This is a genomic window from Flavihumibacter stibioxidans, assembly GCF_014332695.1.
Taxonomy (GTDB): domain Bacteria; phylum Bacteroidota; class Bacteroidia; order Chitinophagales; family Chitinophagaceae; genus Flavihumibacter; species Flavihumibacter stibioxidans.
Genome location: NZ_MBUA01000012.1, coordinates 151,977 through 172,122, shown reverse-complemented (window position 1 = coordinate 172,122; position 20,146 = coordinate 151,977). Strand labels below are relative to the sequence as shown.

The window sequence follows — 20,146 nt, the reverse complement described above, 5'->3', positions numbered from 1 at the left end:
AGATGCCAGATACCAATAGTTTTATCGAAACCATTAAGAAGGGGTATACATTTAAAGGCGATGCCGCCAAAATAGGTGTCGGAATGCTGGATGGACATCCTGTTCCGGAAGCGGATATCCTGCTTCCGCTGAAAACCATGAACAGGCACGGGCTTATCGCCGGTGCCACAGGAACCGGTAAAACAAAAACCCTGCAGATACTTGCAGAAGTGCTGAGTGATAACAGTGTTCCGGTTTTGCTGATGGACATCAAGGGTGACCTGAGTGGCATCGCGGCGGCCGGTGTGGCAAATGATAAAATAAAGGAAAGATACCAGCACCTGAATTTGAATTACGAACCTGCGGCCTACCCCGTTGAACTCCTGTCGCTCAGCGATGAACCCGGAGTTCGCTTACGGGCCACCGTTAGTGAGTTCGGTCCTGTGCTGCTGAGTAAGATACTAGGGCTGAATGATACCCAGGCAGGATTGGTGGCCATGATCTTTAAATGGTGCGATGATACCCGGCTGCCATTGCTGGATCTGAAGGATTTTATCAAGGTTCTTCAATATATCAGTGCAGAAGGAAAGGCTGAGCTGGAGAAGGATTATGGCAAAATATCAACCACTTCAACCGGAACCATCCTGCGCAAGGTGATCGAACTGCAGCAACAGGGAGCCGATCAGTTTTTCGGAGAGAAAAGTTTTGAAGTGGATGACCTGATGAGGATTTCTGATGATGGCAGGGGAATGATTTCCATTTTAAGGGTCACTGATCTGCAGGACCGTCCCAAACTGTTTTCCACCTTTATGTTGCAACTGCTGGCCGAACTGTATGGCTCCAGCCCGGAAGAAGGGGATATGGACAAACCCAAACTGGTGCTCTTTATTGATGAAGCGCACCTGATTTTCCAGGAAGCCAGTGAGGCATTGCTGCAACAGATTGAAACAATCATCAAACTGATCCGTTCCAAAGGGATAGGTGTCTTTTTCTGTACCCAAAACCCCATGGATGTACCAAAGGATGTGTTGGGGCAACTGGGTCTTAAAGTACAACATGCGCTGCGGGCCTTTACCGCAGCGGACCGTAAAGTGATCAAACAGACTGCCGAGAATTATCCGGAAACGGAGTTTTATAAAACCGACGAATTGATCACACAACTGGGTATTGGTGAAGCGCTGGTGACGATGCTGAATGAAAAGGGCATTCCGACGCCGCTGGCCCATGTCTTGCTGATTTCCCCGAGAAGCCGGATGGATATCCTCACCGATCAGGAAATAAGCGGAATTATTGGTTCCAGTAAACTGGTTAAAAAGTATAACCAGGATATCGACAGTGAAAGTGCCCATGAGATGCTGACCGCAAAACTGGAGGAAGCAGCAGGCATTGCTGAAAAGGAAAAAGCTGAAAAAGAAGCGGCGAAGGCCGCTGCGCAGGCACAGAAGGAAACCGGTCGCCGTACAAAAGAAGATAAATCCGTCATAGAGGAAATGCTTGACAGTTCAGCGGCCCGCCAGGTTGGACGCACTGCCGCCAGCGTTATTACCCGGACCTTGCTGGGTGCGCTGGGACTGGGTGGCAGGAGCCGTAAGAAAAGCCTCTGGTAGCGGCATTCAGGGTTGGGGGTGATATTTATCACATCTATGAAACAGGAGAAATTATAATTTGCCGACATGCAGTTAAACCGACAGCTTCTACAACGATTTCGCCTTTGGTGGGTTCTGATACTTGTTTTTATGTCCATCAGCTTTCTGACCAGGCTGGCATTGTTGGTTTATTCGGCCGGGGATTTGTCCTGGTCGCCTGTTGATATTGTTTCCCCCTTCCTGATCGGGTTATTGTACGATGCCGTAGCTGCCTTGTATTTCAGCATTCCGATGTTGTTGGTGGTGGGACTGGTATCCCAGCGCTTTCTGAACAGCAGGCCCGGAAGGATATTTTCCCATACTTTTTTTATTCTCAACCTGCTGGTGTTGCTCTTCAATGCCTTGTCAGAATGGCTGTTCTGGAATGAGTTCGCGGTTCGCTATAACTTTATCGCGGTTGATTACCTTATTTACACCAATGAGGTTTGGAAAAATATCCAGCAATCCTATCCCTTGCCAGCCATCTTTTCGGGCCTGGCACTGATCACATTTTTATCCTGGTTCGCCATCAGGAAAACGATTCATTCAAAAAGTGCACCTGCCGGCATTTTCAGCCGACTTGGGTTTATAATGCTTGTTGTTGCGGCCGGACTGCTCAATTTCTTCCTGGTGGACGATGGATTCAGGAATTTTTCTGCCAATAAACTGAACAATGAACTGGCAGGGAACGGACTTTACCAGTTTGGGAATGCTTTCAGGAAGAACTCCATGCCTTACCTGGATTTCTATGCGAACCAGGATGAACATAAAGTGTTCAAAACCCTGCGCCAGTTGTTGCGTGAACCCGGTGCAAACTTTACCGGGAAAAGTGAAACAGACCTGACCCGGCACATTGAGCCTGCAGGGAAGCCGGAGAAATACAATGTAGTACTGATCAGTATTGAAAGCCTGAGTGCTGAATTCCTGGGTTATTTTGAAGAATACCACAATCGTCAGTATCCCGAGGTGATCAGGCAGGCCATGGGTTATATTCCCAAAATAACGCCCACACTGGATTCCCTTGTGAATGAGAGCATCTTCTTTACCAACCTGTATGCTTCGGGAACGCGCACCGTACGTGGACTTGAGGCCTTAAGTACCGGATTGCCGCCAACACCCGGACAATCGGTGGTTAAACGACTGCCGACCTCATCCGGACTGTTCACCATTGGTGAAGTGCTGAAGCAGAACGGGTATGATTGTAAATATGTCTATGGCGGGAACAGCTATTTTGACAATATGGGCGACTTCTTTGGAAAAAATGGTTATGAGGTAGTGGATGAAGATGCCATCCCGGCTGATTCCATACACCATGAAACAGCCTGGGGTGTATGTGATGAAGACCTTTATACCCAGGCCATCAAAGAAATGGATAAAAGTTATGGTGACGGGAAACCATTCTTTGAACATATCATGACCGTTTCCCATCACCGGCCATATACTTATCCCGAAGGTCGTGTGAGCATTCCGCCTTCCATGAAACTTCGCGAGGGAAGTTTGCAGTACACCGATTATGCCGTTGATAAATTCCTGAAAGAAGCCAAAAACAAACCCTGGTTTAAGCATACCGTTTTTGTAATAATTGCCGATCACTGCGCATCCAGCAGTGGCCGCACGGATATGCCGCTGAACCGTTACCATATTCCGGCCTGGATATTTGCACCGGGTATAGTAAAACCTCAGAAGTTTGAACGCCTCACCAGCCAGATCGATATCCCGCCTACAATCCTGGGATTGCTGAACCTGCCTTACGAATCGAAATTCTTCGGCTATGATATGTTCAGGCTGGAAAACGGAAGGGAGCGATTGCTGCTGGTCAATTACCAGGATATTGCTTATGTAAAGAATGGTAAAATGGTGGTACTGTCGCCCAGGAAAGAAGTGCGCATGTATGAGCCTGAATTCAGGACAGGGAATGTGAAGCCGATTCCAATGGATACCCAGATGAAGGAAGAAGCCATTTCATATTTTCAGGGAGCTGCCTGGATGCTGGACCATGGCTCATTTAAATTTTAGCTCCTGCGCTTCAATTCGCCCTCAATGCTGATGATGATTAATTGCTCTGCCTGAAGTAAGGTGACGGCTTTCCGGAAGGCCTCGTCATCACATGGATATGGCAGTTGCTTTTTGACTGACTCCGCAGAACGTGCTTTGTCATTTAATAACGCCAGTATATCCGTGCTTAACTGATGCGTGGATACCTGTTTCTTTTTTTGTTTCAGGCAGTTGTCACATATGCCGCAGGGTCGGATGTTTTCATCGCCAAAATATTTGCCGATGAAAGTACTCCGGCACTGATTACCCCTGATATAAGACTGGAATTGTTTTAGCCTCTCCCTGGCCAGTTCCTTGCGTTTATTGAATGCTGCCTGGTCTATCCTGATATTGGCCGCTTTTACCCTTTCGGTCAGCAGCAATAGCTGGGGCTGGTCCTTCAATGCTTCATACCGGATGATGCCGTAATAGTGCAGTTTTTGGAGATCAGTCCTGATGGCCTCCTTGTCTTTCCTGAGTAACCTTGCCAGGGATAATTCACTGATTATGGCAGGGTAGGAGAAAATCCCTTCATAATGACGGAGCATGGTTGTGATCAAAGGCTCGAGATCGGGATGCTGGGTTTCGATGGTTTCCAGCCAATGGCGGTCGCAGGTAAATTGTACCCTGGGTGGAATGAAGACCGATTCATTTAATGCGCAATATCCTTCGGCCTGCAAGGTCTGCAGGGCGTTGATGGCGGTTACACGGTCAAAATGGAAATTGTTGCAAAACAGGGTTAGATCAAAATCATAGGAATTCCCTTCCCCCATACCTGAGGGAATCTGGAGAAAATCGGCAACAGCCTGGTAAACATTCCTGATGGTTTCAAGGGTGGGGAATTTTTTTTCCAGCTGGCTTTGGAGTTCATCCAGTTCCTGCTGGTTGTACAGGAGTACAGCAAATGCCTTCTGTCTGTCGCGGCCAGCCCTGCCGGCTTCCTGGTAATAATTTTCCAGGCAGTCTGGAACATCATAGTGCACCACTGTCCTGACATCGGGCTTGTCGATGCCCATCCCGAAAGCATTGGTACTGACAATAACCCTGACCTGGTTACTGGTCCAGAGATGTTGTCTTTCATGCCGGTCTTCCTGATCAAGTCCCGCATGGTAATAGGTAGCCGGAATTCCTTTCTCCTGAAGGTGGCGGCATACATCCACCGTGCGTTTCCTGCTTTTACAATAAACAATGCCGCAGCCCGGCACCTGCTGCAGTATGGTGGTCAGTTTACTGAGTTTGTTGTCTTCCTCAAAGCAACTGTAGGAAAGTGCTTCCCTTTCGAAAGAACCCCTGATGATGGTGGGCTTACGGAGCTGTAATTGCTGCACAATATCAGCCTGTACCATCGGTGTGGCAGAGGCAGTTAATGCAAGGATGGGAACTTCGGGTAGTGATTCCCGTAAGCTTGCGATCTTCAGGTAACTTGGCCTGAAATCATAGCCCCATTGTGATACGCAATGTGCTTCATCAACAGCAACCAGGCTTATCGGTAAAGAGGGAAGAAAATCACGGAACAGCCTTGTCTGAATTCTTTCGGGTGAAACATAAAGCAGTTTTACCTTTTCATTGAGGGCCAGTTCCAGCGTTTTCATCACTTCCTTGTAGGGCATACCGGTATGAAGGGCCAGGGCTGATATTCCCTTTTTCCGGAGTTGCTGCACCTGGTCTTTCATGAGTGCGATCAACGGACTGATCACCAGGCAAATTCCATCCTTTGCCAGTGCCGGAACCTGGAAGCAAACTGATTTTCCGCTTCCGGTTGGAAGCAGTGCAAGGGTATCATTGCCGGCAAGGGCAGACAGTATGATGTCTTCCTGCAGCGGCCTGAATTCCTCATGCCCCCAGTATTCCTTCAGTATCCTTTTTATCAGCCCCTCCTCCATAAGTTTTAATTCAGCAGTACTCAGGTGGTTTTCTTCACAAACAGGCGCACAGAGTTGACCGCGAGGACAACATCACTTAGTCCCATCACAAGAGCACCGATGGTGGGCGTCAGCAAACCGAATGCAGCAACCGGTATGGCTACAATATTATAGGCAAATGCCCAGAATAGATTTTGCCTGATGGTGATGAGGGTATGTTTTCCCAGGCCAAGTGCCAGGGGCAGGTTCTTGAGTCCGTGATTCATCAAAACCACATCCGCGGTCTGCATGGCCACCTGCGATGCTTCGCTGAGTGATATGCCGATGGTTGCTTTGGCAAGCGCCGGTGCGTCATTGATGCCATCGCCAACCATGGCGGTTGGAGTCTCCCTGTTCAGGGATTCAATGATCTGTAATTTTTCTTCCGGAGATTTTTCTGCGATCACGGTATCAATGCCCAGTTCCTTCGCCATCTGGTCACATTTTGCCTGGCGGTCTCCGCTGAGTAAGATTGTTTTTACATTCCTGCTATGGAGATAGTTCACCACAGCCCTGGCTTCTTCCCTTATTTCATCTTTCACATCAATCCAGCCGATAAGCTGGTTGTTTCGAAGGATGTAAATATTGTGATGGTCCTCACTGGTATGCGCAGACGCAGTTGAATAGGATCCAGCCAGGTATTCGTCACCGTCCTTGCTGAGGCCGTACATGCCTTTTCCTTTTGCTTCCTCGATCCTGCTCCATCGCAGGGTATTGCTGGTAAGCCATTCTTTGGAAATGCTTTTTGCAATAGGGTGGTTGGAGAATTTCTCCAGTGAATAGGCGATCCTTTTAAATTCTTCTTCCTCCACACCGATGGCTTTAAATGCCGAGATGTTGAATTCGCCTGTGGTAAGTGTGCCGGTTTTATCAAACACCACCTGGCTGATGTTTTTGAATGCTTCCAGTGACCTGGCATTGCGGAAAAGGATGCCATTGCGGGCTGCGCGGCCGAGTCCTACAGCGATGGCGGCGGGAGTGGCCAGCCCCATTGCACAGGGGCAGGCAATCACGAGCACGGCGATGCTTCTCATCAGTGCATCCCTGAAAACATGTTCTGAACTGCCGGCCAGTGCGATATAGTTGCCAATGAAAGTCAGTACCGCTATACCTATGACGATCGGAACAAATATGGCACTGATTCTGTCGGCCATCTTCTGAACGGGAGGTTTGTCGCCCTGGGCTTTTTTCACCAGGTTAATGATATTGGCCAGCACAGATTGATCCGCCGATGCCATCACCTGTGCCTTCACCGTGCCTTCAATCAACAGGCTGCCGCCAATGAGTTTGTCCTTCTGCTTTTTTTCTACCGGCATACTTTCCCCCGTGATGATGGATTCGTTGACACTTGCAGTGCCCCAGAGGATCTTGCTGTCGGCCGGCACCTGTTCGCCGTTTTTGATGAGTATCAGGTCCCCGCTTTTGAGGATAATATTTTCAACCGGGAAAATGATCTCCTGGTGCTTGTCGTCAAAAGCGATCATATTGGCCATTACTTTTTGCGAACGGGCCAGTTTGTTTAGTTCCCGCTGGGTGCTTTGGATGGACATGTCTTCCAGGTAATTGCCCAGGAAGACCAGGGTGATAATGGCAGCCGCTGTTTCATAAAACAGGTACTGGTCCGCCTGACCCAGCAGCGTTCCTGCCAGGCTGTAAAAAAATGCGGCAGTTGCGCCGATGGTGATCAGTACATTCATGTTGGGCGCTCCTGAACCAATGCTTTTCCAGGCACTTTTACCAAAGAAGGACATCCCGATCAGGTAGACCGGCAGGCTCAGTGCAAATTGTACCCATGGGTTCATCAGCCAGTGGATATGTAATCCGGGTACCATGTGCAGCATCAGAAGGAGGGTGAAGGGGAGGCACCACCACATATAGCGCAGATACCGGTTCATGGTTTTTTTGGTGGTGTGGCCCTGGGCAGCCATCTTTTCGTTCACCACCGTATAGCCCAGTGATTCTATCCCTTTGGTCAGGTTTTTTTGTGTATTGTCGTTCAGTTCAACCACTTCGAAATGTACGTCGCCGTCGATCGGATTCACCTTTACGTTTTTCATCCCTTCTTTTTCAAGGTATTTGGTAACGCTAAGTGCGCAATTGGCACAGGACATCCCTTCCACTTTCCAGTTAATTGTTTCCATTTGCTTTTCCATTTGGTATGAACAGTTGCAAATACAAATTTACGAAAGCGCCGGGCACCGGCGGTGGCATTTGTTGGAGGAATTTGGAAACCAAGTTGCAATACGGTGAATGGTGAATGGTGAATGGTGAATGGTGAAAAATGTAAATTTGCAATATGCATTGGACCTTTTCACTAAATGAATTACCGGCAGTGGCGGAAGAAATCCTGAAAGCTATGGGCAATAACAGGGTGATCGCTTTGTCGGGGCCGATGGGGGCTGGTAAAACAACCCTGGTTCATGCTATTTGCGACCAGCTCGGTATAAAGGCTGCCGTTGGCAGTCCCACTTTTTCCATCATCAACGAATATCCGGCCAGTGACGGACCTGTTTACCATATTGACTGTTACAGGCTCAGGGATGAGGCCGAAGCCATAGATGCGGGCGTGGAAGATTGTTTGTTCAGCGGTCATTGGTGTTTTGTGGAATGGCCCGAAAAAATTCCCCACCTGTTTCCTGATAATACAGCCCGGCTGACCATTGTAGCCGGGGAACCAGGTCAGCGCACCATTGATTTGCAGGTCATGGCATCTGCACCAGCCCGATAAACCAGTTTTAATTGTAATTTACTATTCCTTAATCAACACATGGCCCAGCAAAAACCTTTCATCAGTCACTCCTTCAGTTACGAAACCCTCGAGGAAACCCTCGATGTAAAACCCATCGGGGCGCAATTACATATCGGGATACCAAAGGAAGTCGCCTTCCAGGAAAACCGGGTGGCACTTACCCCGGATGCTGTTGGGGTATTGGTAAGCAATGGCCACCATGTGGTGATAGAGCACAATGCCGGGGATGCAGCGCATTACCGCGACAAAGACTACAGTGAAGCCGGTGCTAAAATTGTGTATGAAAAGGCCGAGGTCTACCGAGCGCCCATACTGGTAAAAAGTGCGCCGGTAGTGGAAGAAGATATTCCCTTCCTGCAACCCAACCAGGTGATCATTTCGCCCATGCATATTACCCTGTTGAAGGCTGAATTGCTGGAGAAAATGATGGAAAAGAGGATCACTGCCATCTGCTTTGAGCAGTTAAAGGATGAAAGCGGTTCGCTGCCCATCGTACGCAGCATGAGTGAAATTGCTGGCAGTGCGGTGATGCTGATCGCAGGCCAGTACCTGGGTTCGGCCAACCATGGCAAGGGCGTTCTGCTGGGAGGTATTTCAGGCATCCCGCCATCCAAGGTGATCATTCTCGGCGCCGGGATTGTTGGTGAATATGCCGCAAGGGCAGCCATCGCGCTGGGGGCTTCCGTGAAAGTTTTTGACAACAATATATACCGGCTCAAACAACTTCAGAATAATATCGGTCACCGGCTCTGGACATCCGTGCTGGAACCCAAGATACTGGCCAAGCAGTTAAAGACCTGCGAGGTGGCAGTGGGCGCTATGGGCAGCAGTACCGGCCGTGCCCCCATTGTTGTTACGGAAGAAATGGTCAGCAATATGCGCCCCGGCAGTGTGATCATTGACGTTAGTATCGACTCCGGCGGCTGTTTCGAAACTTCCGAGATTACCAGTCATGAACAACCGATTTTCATGAAATATGGTGTGATCCATTATTGCGTGCCGAATATCCCGTCGGGCTTTGCCCGTACCGCCTCTCATGGTATCAGCAATGTGCTGATGCCTCTTCTGCTGGAAGCGGCTGATGAAGGTGGTATTGAAAACCTGATCTGGCAGAAGGTTTACCTGAGAAGCGGTATCTATCTCTTTAAGGGGGCGCTTACACATTTCCACCTCAGCCAGCGTTTCAACCTGAAATTTACCGATCTCAATTTGCTGATTGCAAGCAGGAGGTGAGGGTGGGGTTATTTGTAATCCTGGATGCGCAGGATCTCTTTGCAAAAACCATATTCCTGGGGATCATTGCTGCTGACAATCACGAGCCGGTTGTCGGCATAGGAGGATATCAACTCCTGGTAAATGGCTATTCCCGCAGCATCCAGGTTGGTGCAGGGCTCATCCAGTAACAGGAGGGAGGTATCCGAAAAAATAGCCTGTGCCAGTTTCAGCCTTTGCTTCATCCCCGAAGAGAAATAACGGATCTGCTTATGCGCAGCCTTATCCAGCCCCACTTCCGATAAAATGGCTTTAATGGGATGCCCGGGCAGCAGGGCCTTGAATCCCTGGTGAAACATCAGCAACTCTGTAGCTGTCATCTCTTCAATTAATTCCAGGTAGGGTGCCGCAATGGATAAATGACGGTAAACGGCGTCTGCTTCTATACTTGTTTCCCCGTGTGAATAGGAGATGGTTCCTTCAGAATGCATTACTGCACCGCCAATGACCTGGAGTAAGGTTGATTTGCCGGAGCCGTTGGGGCCGGTGATGGCATATGAATTACCGCTTTCGAACCGGTAACTCAGCTTGCGGAAGATCCAGTCGCGGTTGAAACGTTTGCCGGTGTCAGATAGAGATATCGTCATCCGTGCTGCCTTTGGTGAAGCGCTTGATGATACCCCTGCCGCTTTCCCTGACGAAGGTTACGATCTCATCCCGCTCGTCAGTAGCGCTGAATTCCTCTTCTATAAACTCGAGGGCCTGGGAAGTATTCATTCCCTTGTTGTAAAGAATGCGGTATATGTCGAGGATATGATTGATACGGTCTACGCTGAATCCCCTGCGCTTGAGGCCTACTGAATTCACCCCTGCGTAGGACAGGGGTGTGCGGGCTGCCTTGATATAGGGCGGTACATCCTTACTGACCAGTGAGCCTCCGCTTACGAAAGCGTGTTGCCCGATCTGAACAAACTGGTGTACGGCACTGACGCCACCAATAATGGCCCAGTCGCCCACCGTAACATGCCCTGCCATCTGTACATTATTACTCATGATGACATTATTGCCAACGATACAGTCATGTGCGAGGTGGCTGTAAGCCATGATCAGGCAGTTTTTACCCACCGCCGTGCGGCCCCGGTCCTTGGTTCCGCGGTTGATGGTTACAAATTCGCGGATAGTGGTGCCGTCTCCGATTTCAACCAGTGAATATTCACCCTCGAATTTCAGGTCCTGCGGAACGGCGGCGATTACCGCACCCGGAAAGATGCGGCAGTTCTTGCCGATTCGTGCGCCTTCCATGATGGTCACATTGCTGCCGATCCAGGTCCCTTCGCCAATTTCCACATCCTGGTGGATGACGGTAAATGGATCAACCTTTACATTGGTGGCAAGGCGGGCATTCGGGTGTATATAGGTATGTGGATGAATCATATTAAAAAAAACGTCAGATTTTTAATCTGACGTGCAAAAATAGGTGTAATTAGGGAATAATCAGGGAGCTTGTTAGTCACGCCTGACAACCTGTGCCACCATGTCCGCTTCTGCGCAAAGCTTGTTCCCGACATATACGGTTCCCCTCATTTCACAGATGCCGCGGCGGATTGGCTGTGTCAGTTCCATTTTCAGCAGCATGGTATCACCCGGAACGATCTTCTGCTTGAATTTGCAGTTGTCGATCTTCAGGAAATAGGTGTCATATGTGCCTTTGGGCATGGAATTGATGGCCAGGATACCGCCGGTTTGCGCCAGCGCCTCACAAAGGAGTACGCCCGGCATCACCGGGTTACCCGGGAAGTGGCCGGTGAAGAAAGGTTCGTTAAAGGTTACGTTTTTCACGCCCACAATGATCTTGTCACTCAGTTCAATGATTTTGTCCACCAGCAGGAAGGGATAACGGTGCGGCAGGGTCTGTTCGATCTGCTGTGCCGTATAAATGGGCGGCTGGGTGCAATCATACACCGGCACATCTTTCAGGTGACGGTTTTTCTTGATGTATTGCTTGATCTTTTTGGCAAACTCCACGTTGGTACTGTGTCCGGGCCTGTTGGCGATGATCCTTGCCTTTACCGGGTAACCAATGAGTGCGAGGTCACCCACCACGTCCAGCAGTTTGTGGCGGGCGGGTTCATTGGGGAATCGCAGTTCGAGGTTGTTCAGGTATCCTTCGTGTTTTACTTCGATTTTGTCGCGGCCGAATGATTTGGCCAGGCGGTGCATTTCGTCCAAGGTAACGGGTTTGTCCACCACCACAATGGCATTGTTGATATCGCCTCCCTTGATGAGATTGTGTTCCAGCAGCATTTCCAGCTCATGGAGGAATACGAAAGTGCGGCAGGGGGAGATCTCCTTTACGAAATCACGCATGTTCTTCAGTCCGGCATGCTGGGTTCCCAGTACAGGTGAATTGAAGTCGATCAGGGTGGTGATCTGGTAATCCACCGATGGCATGGCCACCATTTCAACCCTTTTTACATCATCGTAGTGGTAGATATTCTCGTCAATGCTGTACCAGGCTTTTGCCGCCTGCTGTTCCTGTACACCCACTTCCTGGAGCAATTCCACAAATGGCTGGGAACTGCCGTCCATGATGGGGGTTTCCGGGCCATTGATCTCGATAAGACAGTTGTCAACACCCATGCCTACCAGTGCAGCGAGCACATGTTCTACGGTGCTGACCTTCGCGCCGTTGTCTTCGATGGTGGTTCCACGGGAAGTATCGGTCACCAGGTCACAATCGGCCTTGATCACCGGGCGACCTGGCAGGTCAATGCGCTGAAACTGGATGCCGAATCCCGGAGTGGCCGGCCGGAACGTCATGTCAACTTTAACACCGGTATGTAATCCGGTTCCTGAAATACTGATTTCTGCCCCTACTGTGTGTTGTTTATCGGGATTGAAGGTTGCGTCCATGCTTGCAAATATATTGGTTTGTGGTTTGTAGTGCGAGCCACAAACGGTTAAATGGTTGTTCTTTCAGCCATTAATTGTTTGAGTTGATGTTCCAGTTCCAGGATCCTTCTTTCCAGTTCGGGAAGGTTGCGGCTCACAGCCTGGCTGCGCAGGGCGCTGGTATAATCAAAGGCCGGTGATCCGGTTACTGCGGTGTTCGGTTGTTTGATGGATTTGCTGACCCCGCTCTGGGCATTGATCTTGCTGCCATCTGCGATCGTGATATGTCCCACGATGCCGGCCTGTCCGCCAATCATAACATTGCTGCCGATTTTGGTGCTGCCACTGACGCCCGCCTGCGCGGCAATGACTGTGTTGTTGCCAACTTCCACATTATGGGCCACCTGGATGAGGTTGTCGAGCTTGGCACCTGACCGGATAATGGTAGAGCCGATGGTGGCACGGTCGATCGTGGCATTGGCGCCAATCTCTACCCCGTCTTCCACTACCACATTACCGATCTGGGGAACTTTTTTAAAACTGCCATCCGCCTGGGGCGCGAACCCAAAACCATCGCTGCCGATGACCGTACCGGCATGAATGGTTACTTTCCTGCCGATTTTGCAATCGTGGTATATTTTAACTCCGGGATGGATAATGCTGTTCTCACCCACGCTGGCATTATTGCCGATATAGGCATTCGGGAAAATTTTGGCGTTATCGGCAATGGTTACATTTTCACCGATATAGGCAAATGCGCCGATAAAGACCCCCTGGCCAATTGTTGCACTGGGTGATACATAGCTGGGCTCCTGCCGGCCAACCAGTTGCTGGGTTTTTAATTCCTGGTATTTGGACAATAAGGTTGCGAAGGCGGTATAAGCATCGGGAACCCTCACCAGTGCAGCCGATACCGGTTGTTTCAGTTCCAGGCTTTCGTTCACAATGACGATGGAAGCCGAAGTACTGTACAGGAAATCTTCGTATTTGGGATTGGCCAGAAAGGAAAGCTGTCCGGCAGCAGCTTCTTCAATTTTTCCGAATGAACCAACGGCGGCATTCGGATCCCCTTCTACTTTCCCATTGACCAGAAGAGCTATCTGCGAGGCAGTGAATTGCATATAAAATAATTGTTTAACAGGTCCTTCCCTGCAACAGTGCGGGTGCCGCTGCAGGATTCAGGTAGCAAAAGTAGTATTTTTTGACAGGGCGGGACAAATTGTGCTGGATGAGCGCATTGTCCACTTGTGAGATGTCTTTTACCGTACCGTCCTTGAACAGGATATTGATTCTTTCCTCATAAGGGTCGTAGGTGGTATTACTGGCTTCCCCGCTGAAAACCAGGCAGGCGGCATCTTCCACACCGATACCCGCCTGTTCGGCGAGGGCCCTGCGTTGCGCTGAAATGATTTCCTCGCTGACCGGCTCCGCCTGCAACTTTACCTTTAGCAGTTGCCTGTCCACCAGCATCCGGCAGAGGGCCGCCAAAACCTTGTCGGGATGACCGGTCCAGTCTTTGATCGCTCCCATCACATCGTAGTCATCGAGCTGGCAGAACTTGTCCAGATGCTGCGCGATGTCCACCGGTTCCTGTTGCTGCAGGAAATAATTCAGCACCCTGGAAGGCGCTGTTACGATTTCTCCCGACCGGATCAGGTGCCTGGCGCGGCGGATGATAGTCACCAGCATTTTTTCCGCGCAAAGCACGGTTTTATGCAGGTAAACCTGCCAGTACATGAGGCGGCGGGCCACCAGGAACTTCTCAATGGAATAAATTGCTTTTTCTTCCACCATCAGCTCTCCATCGTGCACGGTCAGCATTTTCAGGATGCGATCGTAGCCAATGACCCCTTCGGAAACACCGGTAAAAAAACTGTCCCGCGTGAGGTAATCCATCCTGTCCACATCCAGTTGCCCCGAAATAAGCTGGTGCAGGAAGGGCTTGTGGTATTTTCCGGTAAAGATGCAGATGGCCAGGTCAAGGGCGCCATCAAACTGCTGGTTAAGTTTCTGCATGATCAGCAGGCTTATCGATTCGTGGTGAACACCTTCAATCAGCGTTTGTTCAAGGGCGTGGGAATAGGGTCCATGCCCGATATCATGCAGCAGGATGGCAATCTTAACGGCTGTATCCTCCTCCGCCGTGATTTCCGCACCCTTGCTCCTCAGTTCATTCAGGGCATTACACATGAGATGGTAGGCGCCGAGGGAGTGATGGAGGCGGGTATGCACGGCACCAGGATAGACCAGTTGCGCAAAAGCCATCTGCTGAATGCGCCGCAGGCGCTGGTAGTAAGGATGACTGATCACCCTGAAAACCAGCGGGTGGTCAATGGTGATGAAACCATAAACCGGATCATTCACAATCTTCCTCGGAACGGGTGCAGTCATCGGTTTTTGCATTTTGTTAAATTCGGCAAATAGTAGCCGGCAAAAGTACGAAGCCGCTACAGATAAATTACATTTGAATCCATGCCATTAGCAACAATACTCTGGGTCGACGACGAAATGGAAAGCCTGCAGTCGCAGAAACTTTTCCTGGAAACAAAAGGTTATTCGGTTCACACCCTTACCAATGGGTTTGATGCCATCGAGTTTATCAAGTCACAGCTGGTGGACGTGGTGCTGCTGGATGAGACCATGCCAGGTATCACCGGCCTCGAGACGCTGGCCAAGATCAAGGAGATCAACCAGCAGATCCCGGTGGTGCTGATCACCAAAAATGAAACGGAAAACCTGATGGATGATGCCATCGGATCCCAGATCAGCGATTACCTGATCAAGCCGGTGAACCCCAACCAGGTGCTGCTGAGCCTGAAAAAAATCCTTGACAATAAGCGACTGGTGGCTGAGAAAACAACCTTCGCTTACCAGCAGCAATTCCGTAACCTCTTCATGGCGCTGAACAGTAATCCCGACTACAATGAGTGGATGGACATCTACAAAAAACTGATCTACTGGGAACTGGAGATGGAGAAAAGTGATAGTCCGGAAATGCAGGAAGTGCTGCAGTCCCAGAAAAAAGAGGCCAACAATGAGTTCTGCAAATTCGTTTCCAGAAATTACCTTGACTGGGTGAACCCGAAATCTTCGGATGCCCCGATCATGAGCAATACCCTTTTTAAGTTTAAGGTATTGCCGCATATTGAGCCGGGTGTGCCGACCTTTTTTATCCTGATAGACAATCTTCGATTCGACCAATGGAAGGCCATACAGCCTGTATTTTCGGAATATTTCCGGATTCTGGAGGAAGATAGTTTCTACAGTATCCTGCCAACAGCCACGCAGTATGCGCGGAATGCGATCTTCGCTGGACTGATGCCGCTGGAAATAGAGAAACAGTTTCCGCAGTTGTGGAAGAACGATGAGGAAGAAGGTGGAAAGAACCTGGAAGAGGAAATGTTTTTTAAGGGACAGCTCAAAAGGCTGAAGCGGGAGGATATCAAGTACTCCTATATTAAAGTGGTGAACCACCAGGCGGGAAACGAACTGGTGAGCAATATTCACAACCTGCTGGGGAATGATCTCAATATAATCGTTTACAATTTCGTGGATATGCTGAGCCATGCGCGCACGGAAATGGAAGTGCTGAAGGAACTGGCCAGCGATGAGATCAGTTACAGGAGTATTACGGTGAGCTGGTTTGAACATTCCCCGTTATTCCAGGCATTGAAAAAGATTGCTGATAAAAAGATCAATCTGGTTTTGGCAACAGACCATGGATCGGTGCGGGTCAATACGCCGCACAAGGTGGTGGGTGACAAGCAAACCACTACCAACCTGCGGTACAAGCATGGCCGCAACCTGAATTATGAGGCCCGTGATGTGCTGGCGGTTCGTGATCCGCGTGAGGCAGGCCTGCCGGTGCCAACCGTCAATTCCTCCTATATTTTTGCGAAGGAAGATGGGTATCTGTGTTATCCGAACAATTACAATCATTACGTGAACTATTATCGTAATACGTTTCAGCACGGAGGGATAAGTTTGGAGGAGATGATCGTGCCGGTGATAAAGATGTCAAGTAAATGAGCAGCCGGTATCAGGCAGCTAGTGGAGGGAGCGCGGACTGGCGGTTGTGGAAAATTGGTGATAACTGAGACGGGGAGGCCGGATTCGATTTGGTATTTTTGCACCGTCAATTGTTTTTTTACAATTGACCCATTGACCATGAAATACACGCAGGCAACGCTTAATAAGATTGAACAGGTGCTGGATGAAGCATCCTATATTGTGCGGTATGAACGGGGCACTTTCCAGAGTGGCTATTGTATCCTGGAACAGAAGAAAGTGGTTGTGTTGAATAAGTTTCTGCCACTGGAAGGACGGATCAATACCCTGGTGGATATTGTTCCCCAATTGCAGATCAACCCGGAGGATCTTTCGCCCGAGGCGCGCAAGACCTATAATGAAATCCTGGAGCGCGTAAGGTTGGCGGCAGAAGAAGATGCACGGGATGCAAACCGGCATAATACAGACGCTCCTTCATCAACTGATATACCTGCTGATCCCCAGTAACCCTGTTAATAATTTATCTGCATCCAGCACTCACCATAACATTTTTAGGAACCGGAACCAGCAGCGGAGTGCCTATGATTGCCTGCGAATGTGAAGTATGTACTTCTGCTGATCACCGCGACAATCGTCTTCGTTCAAGCATTCTCGTGAGGTCGGCCACCACCACCATTGTGGTTGATTCCACCCCTGATTTCCGTTATCAGATGTTGCGCGCAGGTGTGAAGCACCTTGATGCCATAGTGTTTACCCATCCGCACAAGGATCATATAGCCGGACTGGATGATGTGCGGGCCTATAATTTCTTTTCGCGGCAGCCCATGCATATTTATGCCAATGAGATGACGCAGATGGCCATCATCCGTGAGTTTCCCTATGCTTTTGCGGAAAGCAAATACCCGGGTGTGCCTGATATCCAGATACACCCGATTGACCTGGAACCCTTTATTATTGGTGATATTCCTGTTACGCCGATTCTGGTCTGGCATCTGCGAATGCCTGTATTGGGATTCCGGTTTGGTGATTTTACCTATATCACCGATGCAAACCGGATCGATGAGCCTGAAAAGGAAAAGATCCGCGGCAGCTCCCACATGGTCCTCAATGCCCTCCGGCATGAAAAGCATATTTCCCATTTTACGATTAGTGAAGCGGTTGAACTGGTCGGTGAACTCGGGGTGCCCAATGCCTGGTTTACACATATCAGCCACCAGCTGGGCCTGCACGAAATGATCGATGCCGGTCTTCCCGATGGAATGCATCTGGCCTACGATGGATTGGTTATCCCAATTCACCCGTCGGGTGGCACCCGACGGGTGGCACCCGACGGGTGAATTGGTCAGTCACTGGCTGGTTCCGGTACTCAAATTCCGTGAAAAAACGGTTGACGGGCATTTTTATGGAGTGTAGTTTACCTGCATGAAGAGTGGAAAATGGAAATCAGATGTCGCCGATTATTTCAGTTTCTCCAAAAGTGAGCGATGGGGCGTATTGGTATTGATTGCAATTGTATTGATCCTGTTTATTGCGCCCGATTACCTGCCTGATCAGCCTGCACCCGTCGAGGTCCCGGATAGTATGGTAAGCAGGTTGCTGTCAGACTGGGAAAAATCTGACAGCGTTTACTCACGCCGGTTCGGAAACGACCGGTCTTCCGGCAGTATCCGGTCTGATCGCTATTCCTCCTCCGGGGGCTACCAGCCGGATGGGAAGGTTTTTGATGCGGAGGGGGCACATCCCGCCAGAACTGAGGTGAAACGGTTTTATTTTGATCCCAATACCATCGGTGAGGAGGAAATGCGTGGCCTGGGCATACCAGCCAAAACGGCCGCTACTATTTCTAAATACCGTTCGAAGGGAGGGCGGTTCAGAATTCCCGAAGACCTGCAAAAAATTTACAGTCTACCGCCTGCTCTGGCGAATGAGCTGATACCCTGGGTGCGGATAGCTGCGGATAATCCGGTTGCGAAGGGGGGCAATAGTAGTAATGAAAGCAAATCGGTTGTTCCTGGCCGTGAGCAATTGCCTGGCGTGATTCATGCCGGTAAATCCCGGGAGGTAAATATTTCTCGGATTGTCATGAATCAGGCAGACAGCATGGCCTGGCTTGCCCTGCCCGGGATCGGACCGCGACTGGCCGGACGGATCATCGCATTCCGGGAGAAACTGGGTGGATTTTACAGTGCCAGCCAGGTGTCGGAAGTATATGGTTTGGCGGATTCGGTTTTTCAAAAGATACTGCCCATGCTTGACCCGGGTGATGGTGGCATCCGCCAGCTTGATATTAACACGGCTACAAAGGAAGAACTGGCGGCTCATCCATATATCAGGTGGCAGTTGGCTACCGCCATAATTCAGTACCGACAGGCGCACGGACCATTTGGAGCGGTGACCGACCTGCTTAAAATCCATCTTATCAGCGATGAGCAATTCCGGAAAATGGCCCCATATTGTAAAATACGCTAACTAACACTTGTTAGTATAAGAAAAATCGCTTTATATTGCAATGCAATTTGGATTGAAGAATTGCATTTAGGAAAGCAAATTATGAATTTTGAAACACCAGAATTAACCCTGCAGGTTGCGCAGACTGCAAGGGATTTCGCAAGGCAGCACATTCTTCCTCATGTGATGGAATGGGATGAGCGCCAGGAATTTCCGCTCGATGTATTCAGGCAGATGGGTGCATTGGGGTTGATGGGAGTGGTGGTTCCAGAGAAGTATGGAGGGGCGGGACTGGGTTACCTGGAATATGTGGCCATCATCCAGGAAATTGCCAGGGTTTGTGGCTCGATAGGATTGAGTCTTGCGGCGCATAATTCACTTTGTACGGGTCATATCCTGGCATTTGGATCGGAAGAACAGAAACTGCGATACCTCCCCAAACTCGCCACAGCAGAGTGGTTGGGGGCATGGGGGTTGACGGAAGCAAATACGGGCAGTGATGCCGGCAACATGAAAACAACTGCCATCAGGGATGGCAACGATTGGCTGCTTAACGGCACCAAGAACTGGATCACACATGGGAAAAGCGGCGATATTGCAGTGGTGATTGCCCGTACGGGTGAACCCCGGACGAAGAACAATGCCACTGCATTTATTGTCGAGCGCGGAACGCCTGGTTTCAGTGGAGGTAAAAAGGAGAATAAACTGGGCATGCGTGCCAGTGAAACCTCCGAAATGATTTTTGACAATTGCCGTATTCCGGATGCCAATCGCCTGGGTGAAGTGGGGGATGGGTTCAGGCAATCCATGAAAATATTGGATGGGGGCAGGATTTCTATTGCAGCATTATCAGTGGGAATTGCCAAGGGGGCCTGTGAAGCAGCCATACAATATTCAAAGGAACGGTACCAGTTTGACCAGCCGATCTCCAATTTCCAGGGAATATCCTTTAAGCTGGCGGATATGGCAACGGAGATTTTGGCTGCTGAACTGTTGACCAACCAGGCGGCGGACCTGAAAAACCGGGGCCTGAAAATGACTAAGGAAGCCGCGATGGCTAAATATTATGCCAGTGAAGTGGCGGTAAAAGTTGCCACCGATGCAGTGCAGGTTTTTGGTGGCTATGGATATACCAAGGATTTTCCGGTGGAGAAATTTTACCGCGACAGTAAACTCTGTACCATCGGCGAGGGAACATCCGAAATCCAGAAGATCGTCATCGCCCGTGAGGTTCTAAGCGTCTGACGCACGTCTGACGTACGTCAGACGCGCGTCAGACGGGTATTAAAAAGTCTCTT

The 20,146-nt window shown here is 49.8% G+C and carries 16 protein-coding genes; 9 read left to right on the top strand and 7 right to left on the bottom strand.

Features of this window, described 5'->3' with window-relative positions; genetic code table 11:
• Positions 1-2: 2 nt before the first annotated feature.
• Together BC349_RS07865 and BC349_RS07860 are read left to right on the top strand one after the other, a co-directional pair.
• A complete protein-coding gene (locus tag BC349_RS07865; protein WP_187256205.1) occupies positions 3-1,586 on the top strand; it encodes a helicase HerA-like domain-containing protein in 1,584 nt (527 codons plus the stop codon).
• Between the two features lie 129 nt (positions 1,587-1,715).
• Positions 1,716-3,620 carry an LTA synthase family protein gene (locus BC349_RS07860; protein ID WP_222840119.1) on the top strand — a complete coding sequence of 635 codons (1,905 nt, stop codon included), beginning with the start codon at positions 1,716-1,718 and terminating at the stop codon, positions 3,618-3,620.
• Here BC349_RS07860 and BC349_RS07855 read toward each other — a convergent pair.
• Positions 3,617-5,521 carry a RecQ family ATP-dependent DNA helicase gene (locus tag BC349_RS07855; RefSeq protein ID WP_187256203.1) on the bottom strand — a complete coding sequence of 635 codons (1,905 nt, stop codon included), beginning with the start codon at positions 5,519-5,521 and terminating at the stop codon, positions 3,617-3,619. The two genes, BC349_RS07860 and BC349_RS07855, sit on opposite strands and share 4 nt — an antisense overlap.
• Positions 5,522-5,541: 20 nt before the next feature.
• On the bottom strand, positions 5,542-7,692 hold the full coding sequence (locus BC349_RS07850; protein WP_246456855.1) for a heavy metal translocating P-type ATPase: 2,151 nt from the start codon (positions 7,690-7,692) through the stop codon (positions 5,542-5,544).
• A gap of 143 nt (positions 7,693-7,835) precedes the next feature.
• Between BC349_RS07850 and tsaE the strand changes: the two genes are divergently transcribed.
• Positions 7,836-8,267, top strand: a complete 432-nt coding sequence (tsaE, locus tag BC349_RS07845; RefSeq protein ID WP_187256202.1) for a tRNA (adenosine(37)-N6)-threonylcarbamoyltransferase complex ATPase subunit type 1 TsaE — start codon at positions 7,836-7,838, stop codon at positions 8,265-8,267.
• Between the two features lie 39 nt (positions 8,268-8,306).
• On the top strand, positions 8,307-9,521 hold the full coding sequence (locus BC349_RS07840; protein WP_187256201.1) for an alanine dehydrogenase: 1,215 nt from the start codon (positions 8,307-8,309) through the stop codon (positions 9,519-9,521).
• 8 nt (positions 9,522-9,529) lie between these two features.
• On the opposite strand, the gene BC349_RS07835 is transcribed toward BC349_RS07840, so the two are convergent.
• From BC349_RS07835 to BC349_RS07815, 5 genes are all read right to left on the bottom strand, one after another.
• Positions 9,530-10,147, bottom strand: coding sequence for an ABC transporter ATP-binding protein (locus BC349_RS07835; RefSeq protein WP_187256200.1), 618 nt, complete (start codon positions 10,145-10,147; stop codon positions 9,530-9,532).
• Positions 10,128-10,934, bottom strand: coding sequence for an acyl-ACP--UDP-N-acetylglucosamine O-acyltransferase (lpxA, locus tag BC349_RS07830; RefSeq protein WP_187256199.1), 807 nt, complete (start codon positions 10,932-10,934; stop codon positions 10,128-10,130). Before lpxA ends, BC349_RS07835 begins: the two co-directional genes overlap by 20 nt.
• A gap of 72 nt (positions 10,935-11,006) precedes the next feature.
• Positions 11,007-12,413: a bifunctional UDP-3-O-[3-hydroxymyristoyl] N-acetylglucosamine deacetylase/3-hydroxyacyl-ACP dehydratase gene (locus BC349_RS07825; RefSeq protein WP_187256198.1), complete on the bottom strand. Its 1,407-nt coding sequence runs from the start codon at positions 12,411-12,413 to the stop codon at positions 11,007-11,009.
• Between the two features lie 47 nt (positions 12,414-12,460).
• Positions 12,461-13,513, bottom strand: a complete 1,053-nt coding sequence (lpxD, locus tag BC349_RS07820; RefSeq protein WP_187256197.1) for a UDP-3-O-(3-hydroxymyristoyl)glucosamine N-acyltransferase — start codon at positions 13,511-13,513, stop codon at positions 12,461-12,463.
• A gap of 13 nt (positions 13,514-13,526) precedes the next feature.
• The gene (locus BC349_RS07815; RefSeq protein ID WP_246456854.1) at positions 13,527-14,795 is read right to left on the bottom strand and encodes an HD domain-containing protein; all 1,269 of its coding nucleotides are present in this window, start codon (positions 14,793-14,795) and stop codon (positions 13,527-13,529) included.
• A 69-nt stretch (positions 14,796-14,864) separates the two neighbouring features.
• Between BC349_RS07815 and porX the strand changes: the two genes are divergently transcribed.
• The 5 genes from porX (at position 14,865) to BC349_RS07790 (ending at position 20,093) form a co-directional block, all read left to right on the top strand.
• Complete coding sequence (gene porX / locus BC349_RS07810) at positions 14,865-16,421, top strand: T9SS response regulator signal transducer PorX (protein WP_187256196.1); 1,557 nt, start codon at positions 14,865-14,867, stop codon at positions 16,419-16,421.
• Positions 16,422-16,559: 138 nt separating this feature from the next.
• Positions 16,560-16,907, top strand: coding sequence for a hypothetical protein (locus BC349_RS07805; RefSeq protein ID WP_246456853.1), 348 nt, complete (start codon positions 16,560-16,562; stop codon positions 16,905-16,907).
• Between the two features lie 74 nt (positions 16,908-16,981).
• Complete coding sequence (locus BC349_RS07800; RefSeq protein ID WP_187256195.1) at positions 16,982-17,737, top strand: MBL fold metallo-hydrolase; 756 nt, start codon at positions 16,982-16,984, stop codon at positions 17,735-17,737.
• Between the two features lie 85 nt (positions 17,738-17,822).
• Positions 17,823-18,869: a ComEA family DNA-binding protein gene (locus tag BC349_RS07795; protein ID WP_187256194.1), complete on the top strand. Its 1,047-nt coding sequence runs from the start codon at positions 17,823-17,825 to the stop codon at positions 18,867-18,869.
• Positions 18,870-18,950: 81 nt separating this feature from the next.
• Positions 18,951-20,093: an acyl-CoA dehydrogenase family protein gene (locus BC349_RS07790; protein ID WP_187256193.1), complete on the top strand. Its 1,143-nt coding sequence runs from the start codon at positions 18,951-18,953 to the stop codon at positions 20,091-20,093.
• Positions 20,094-20,146 lie beyond the last annotated feature (53 nt).

Bases quoted from the DNA above. Each gene is read 5' to 3' on its own strand.
- BC349_RS07795 (WP_187256194.1), top strand. From the start codon at position 17,823: ATGAAGAGTGGAAAATGGAAATCAGATGTCGCCGATTATTTCAGTTTC.
- BC349_RS07815 (WP_246456854.1), bottom strand. From the start codon at position 14,795: ATGCAAAAACCGATGACTGCACCCGTTCCGAGGAAGATTGTGAATGAT.
- BC349_RS07835 (WP_187256200.1), bottom strand. From the start codon at position 10,147: ATGACGATATCTCTATCTGACACCGGCAAACGTTTCAACCGCGACTGG.
- porX (WP_187256196.1), top strand. From the start codon at position 14,865: ATGCCATTAGCAACAATACTCTGGGTCGACGACGAAATGGAAAGCCTG.
- BC349_RS07840 (WP_187256201.1), top strand. From the start codon at position 8,307: ATGGCCCAGCAAAAACCTTTCATCAGTCACTCCTTCAGTTACGAAACC.
- BC349_RS07805 (WP_246456853.1), top strand. From the start codon at position 16,560: ATGAAATACACGCAGGCAACGCTTAATAAGATTGAACAGGTGCTGGAT.
- BC349_RS07825 (WP_187256198.1), bottom strand. From the start codon at position 12,413: ATGGACGCAACCTTCAATCCCGATAAACAACACACAGTAGGGGCAGAA.
- BC349_RS07850 (WP_246456855.1), bottom strand. From the start codon at position 7,692: ATGGAAAAGCAAATGGAAACAATTAACTGGAAAGTGGAAGGGATGTCC.
- lpxA (WP_187256199.1), bottom strand. From the start codon at position 10,934: ATGATTCATCCACATACCTATATACACCCGAATGCCCGCCTTGCCACC.
- BC349_RS07865 (WP_187256205.1), top strand. From the start codon at position 3: ATGCCAGATACCAATAGTTTTATCGAAACCATTAAGAAGGGGTATACA.
- BC349_RS07800 (WP_187256195.1), top strand. From the start codon at position 16,982: ATGATTGCCTGCGAATGTGAAGTATGTACTTCTGCTGATCACCGCGAC.
- BC349_RS07860 (WP_222840119.1), top strand. From the start codon at position 1,716: ATGTCCATCAGCTTTCTGACCAGGCTGGCATTGTTGGTTTATTCGGCC.
- tsaE (WP_187256202.1), top strand. From the start codon at position 7,836: ATGCATTGGACCTTTTCACTAAATGAATTACCGGCAGTGGCGGAAGAA.
- BC349_RS07855 (WP_187256203.1), bottom strand. From the start codon at position 5,521: ATGGAGGAGGGGCTGATAAAAAGGATACTGAAGGAATACTGGGGGCAT.
- BC349_RS07790 (WP_187256193.1), top strand. From the start codon at position 18,951: ATGAATTTTGAAACACCAGAATTAACCCTGCAGGTTGCGCAGACTGCA.
- lpxD (WP_187256197.1), bottom strand. From the start codon at position 13,513: ATGCAATTCACTGCCTCGCAGATAGCTCTTCTGGTCAATGGGAAAGTA.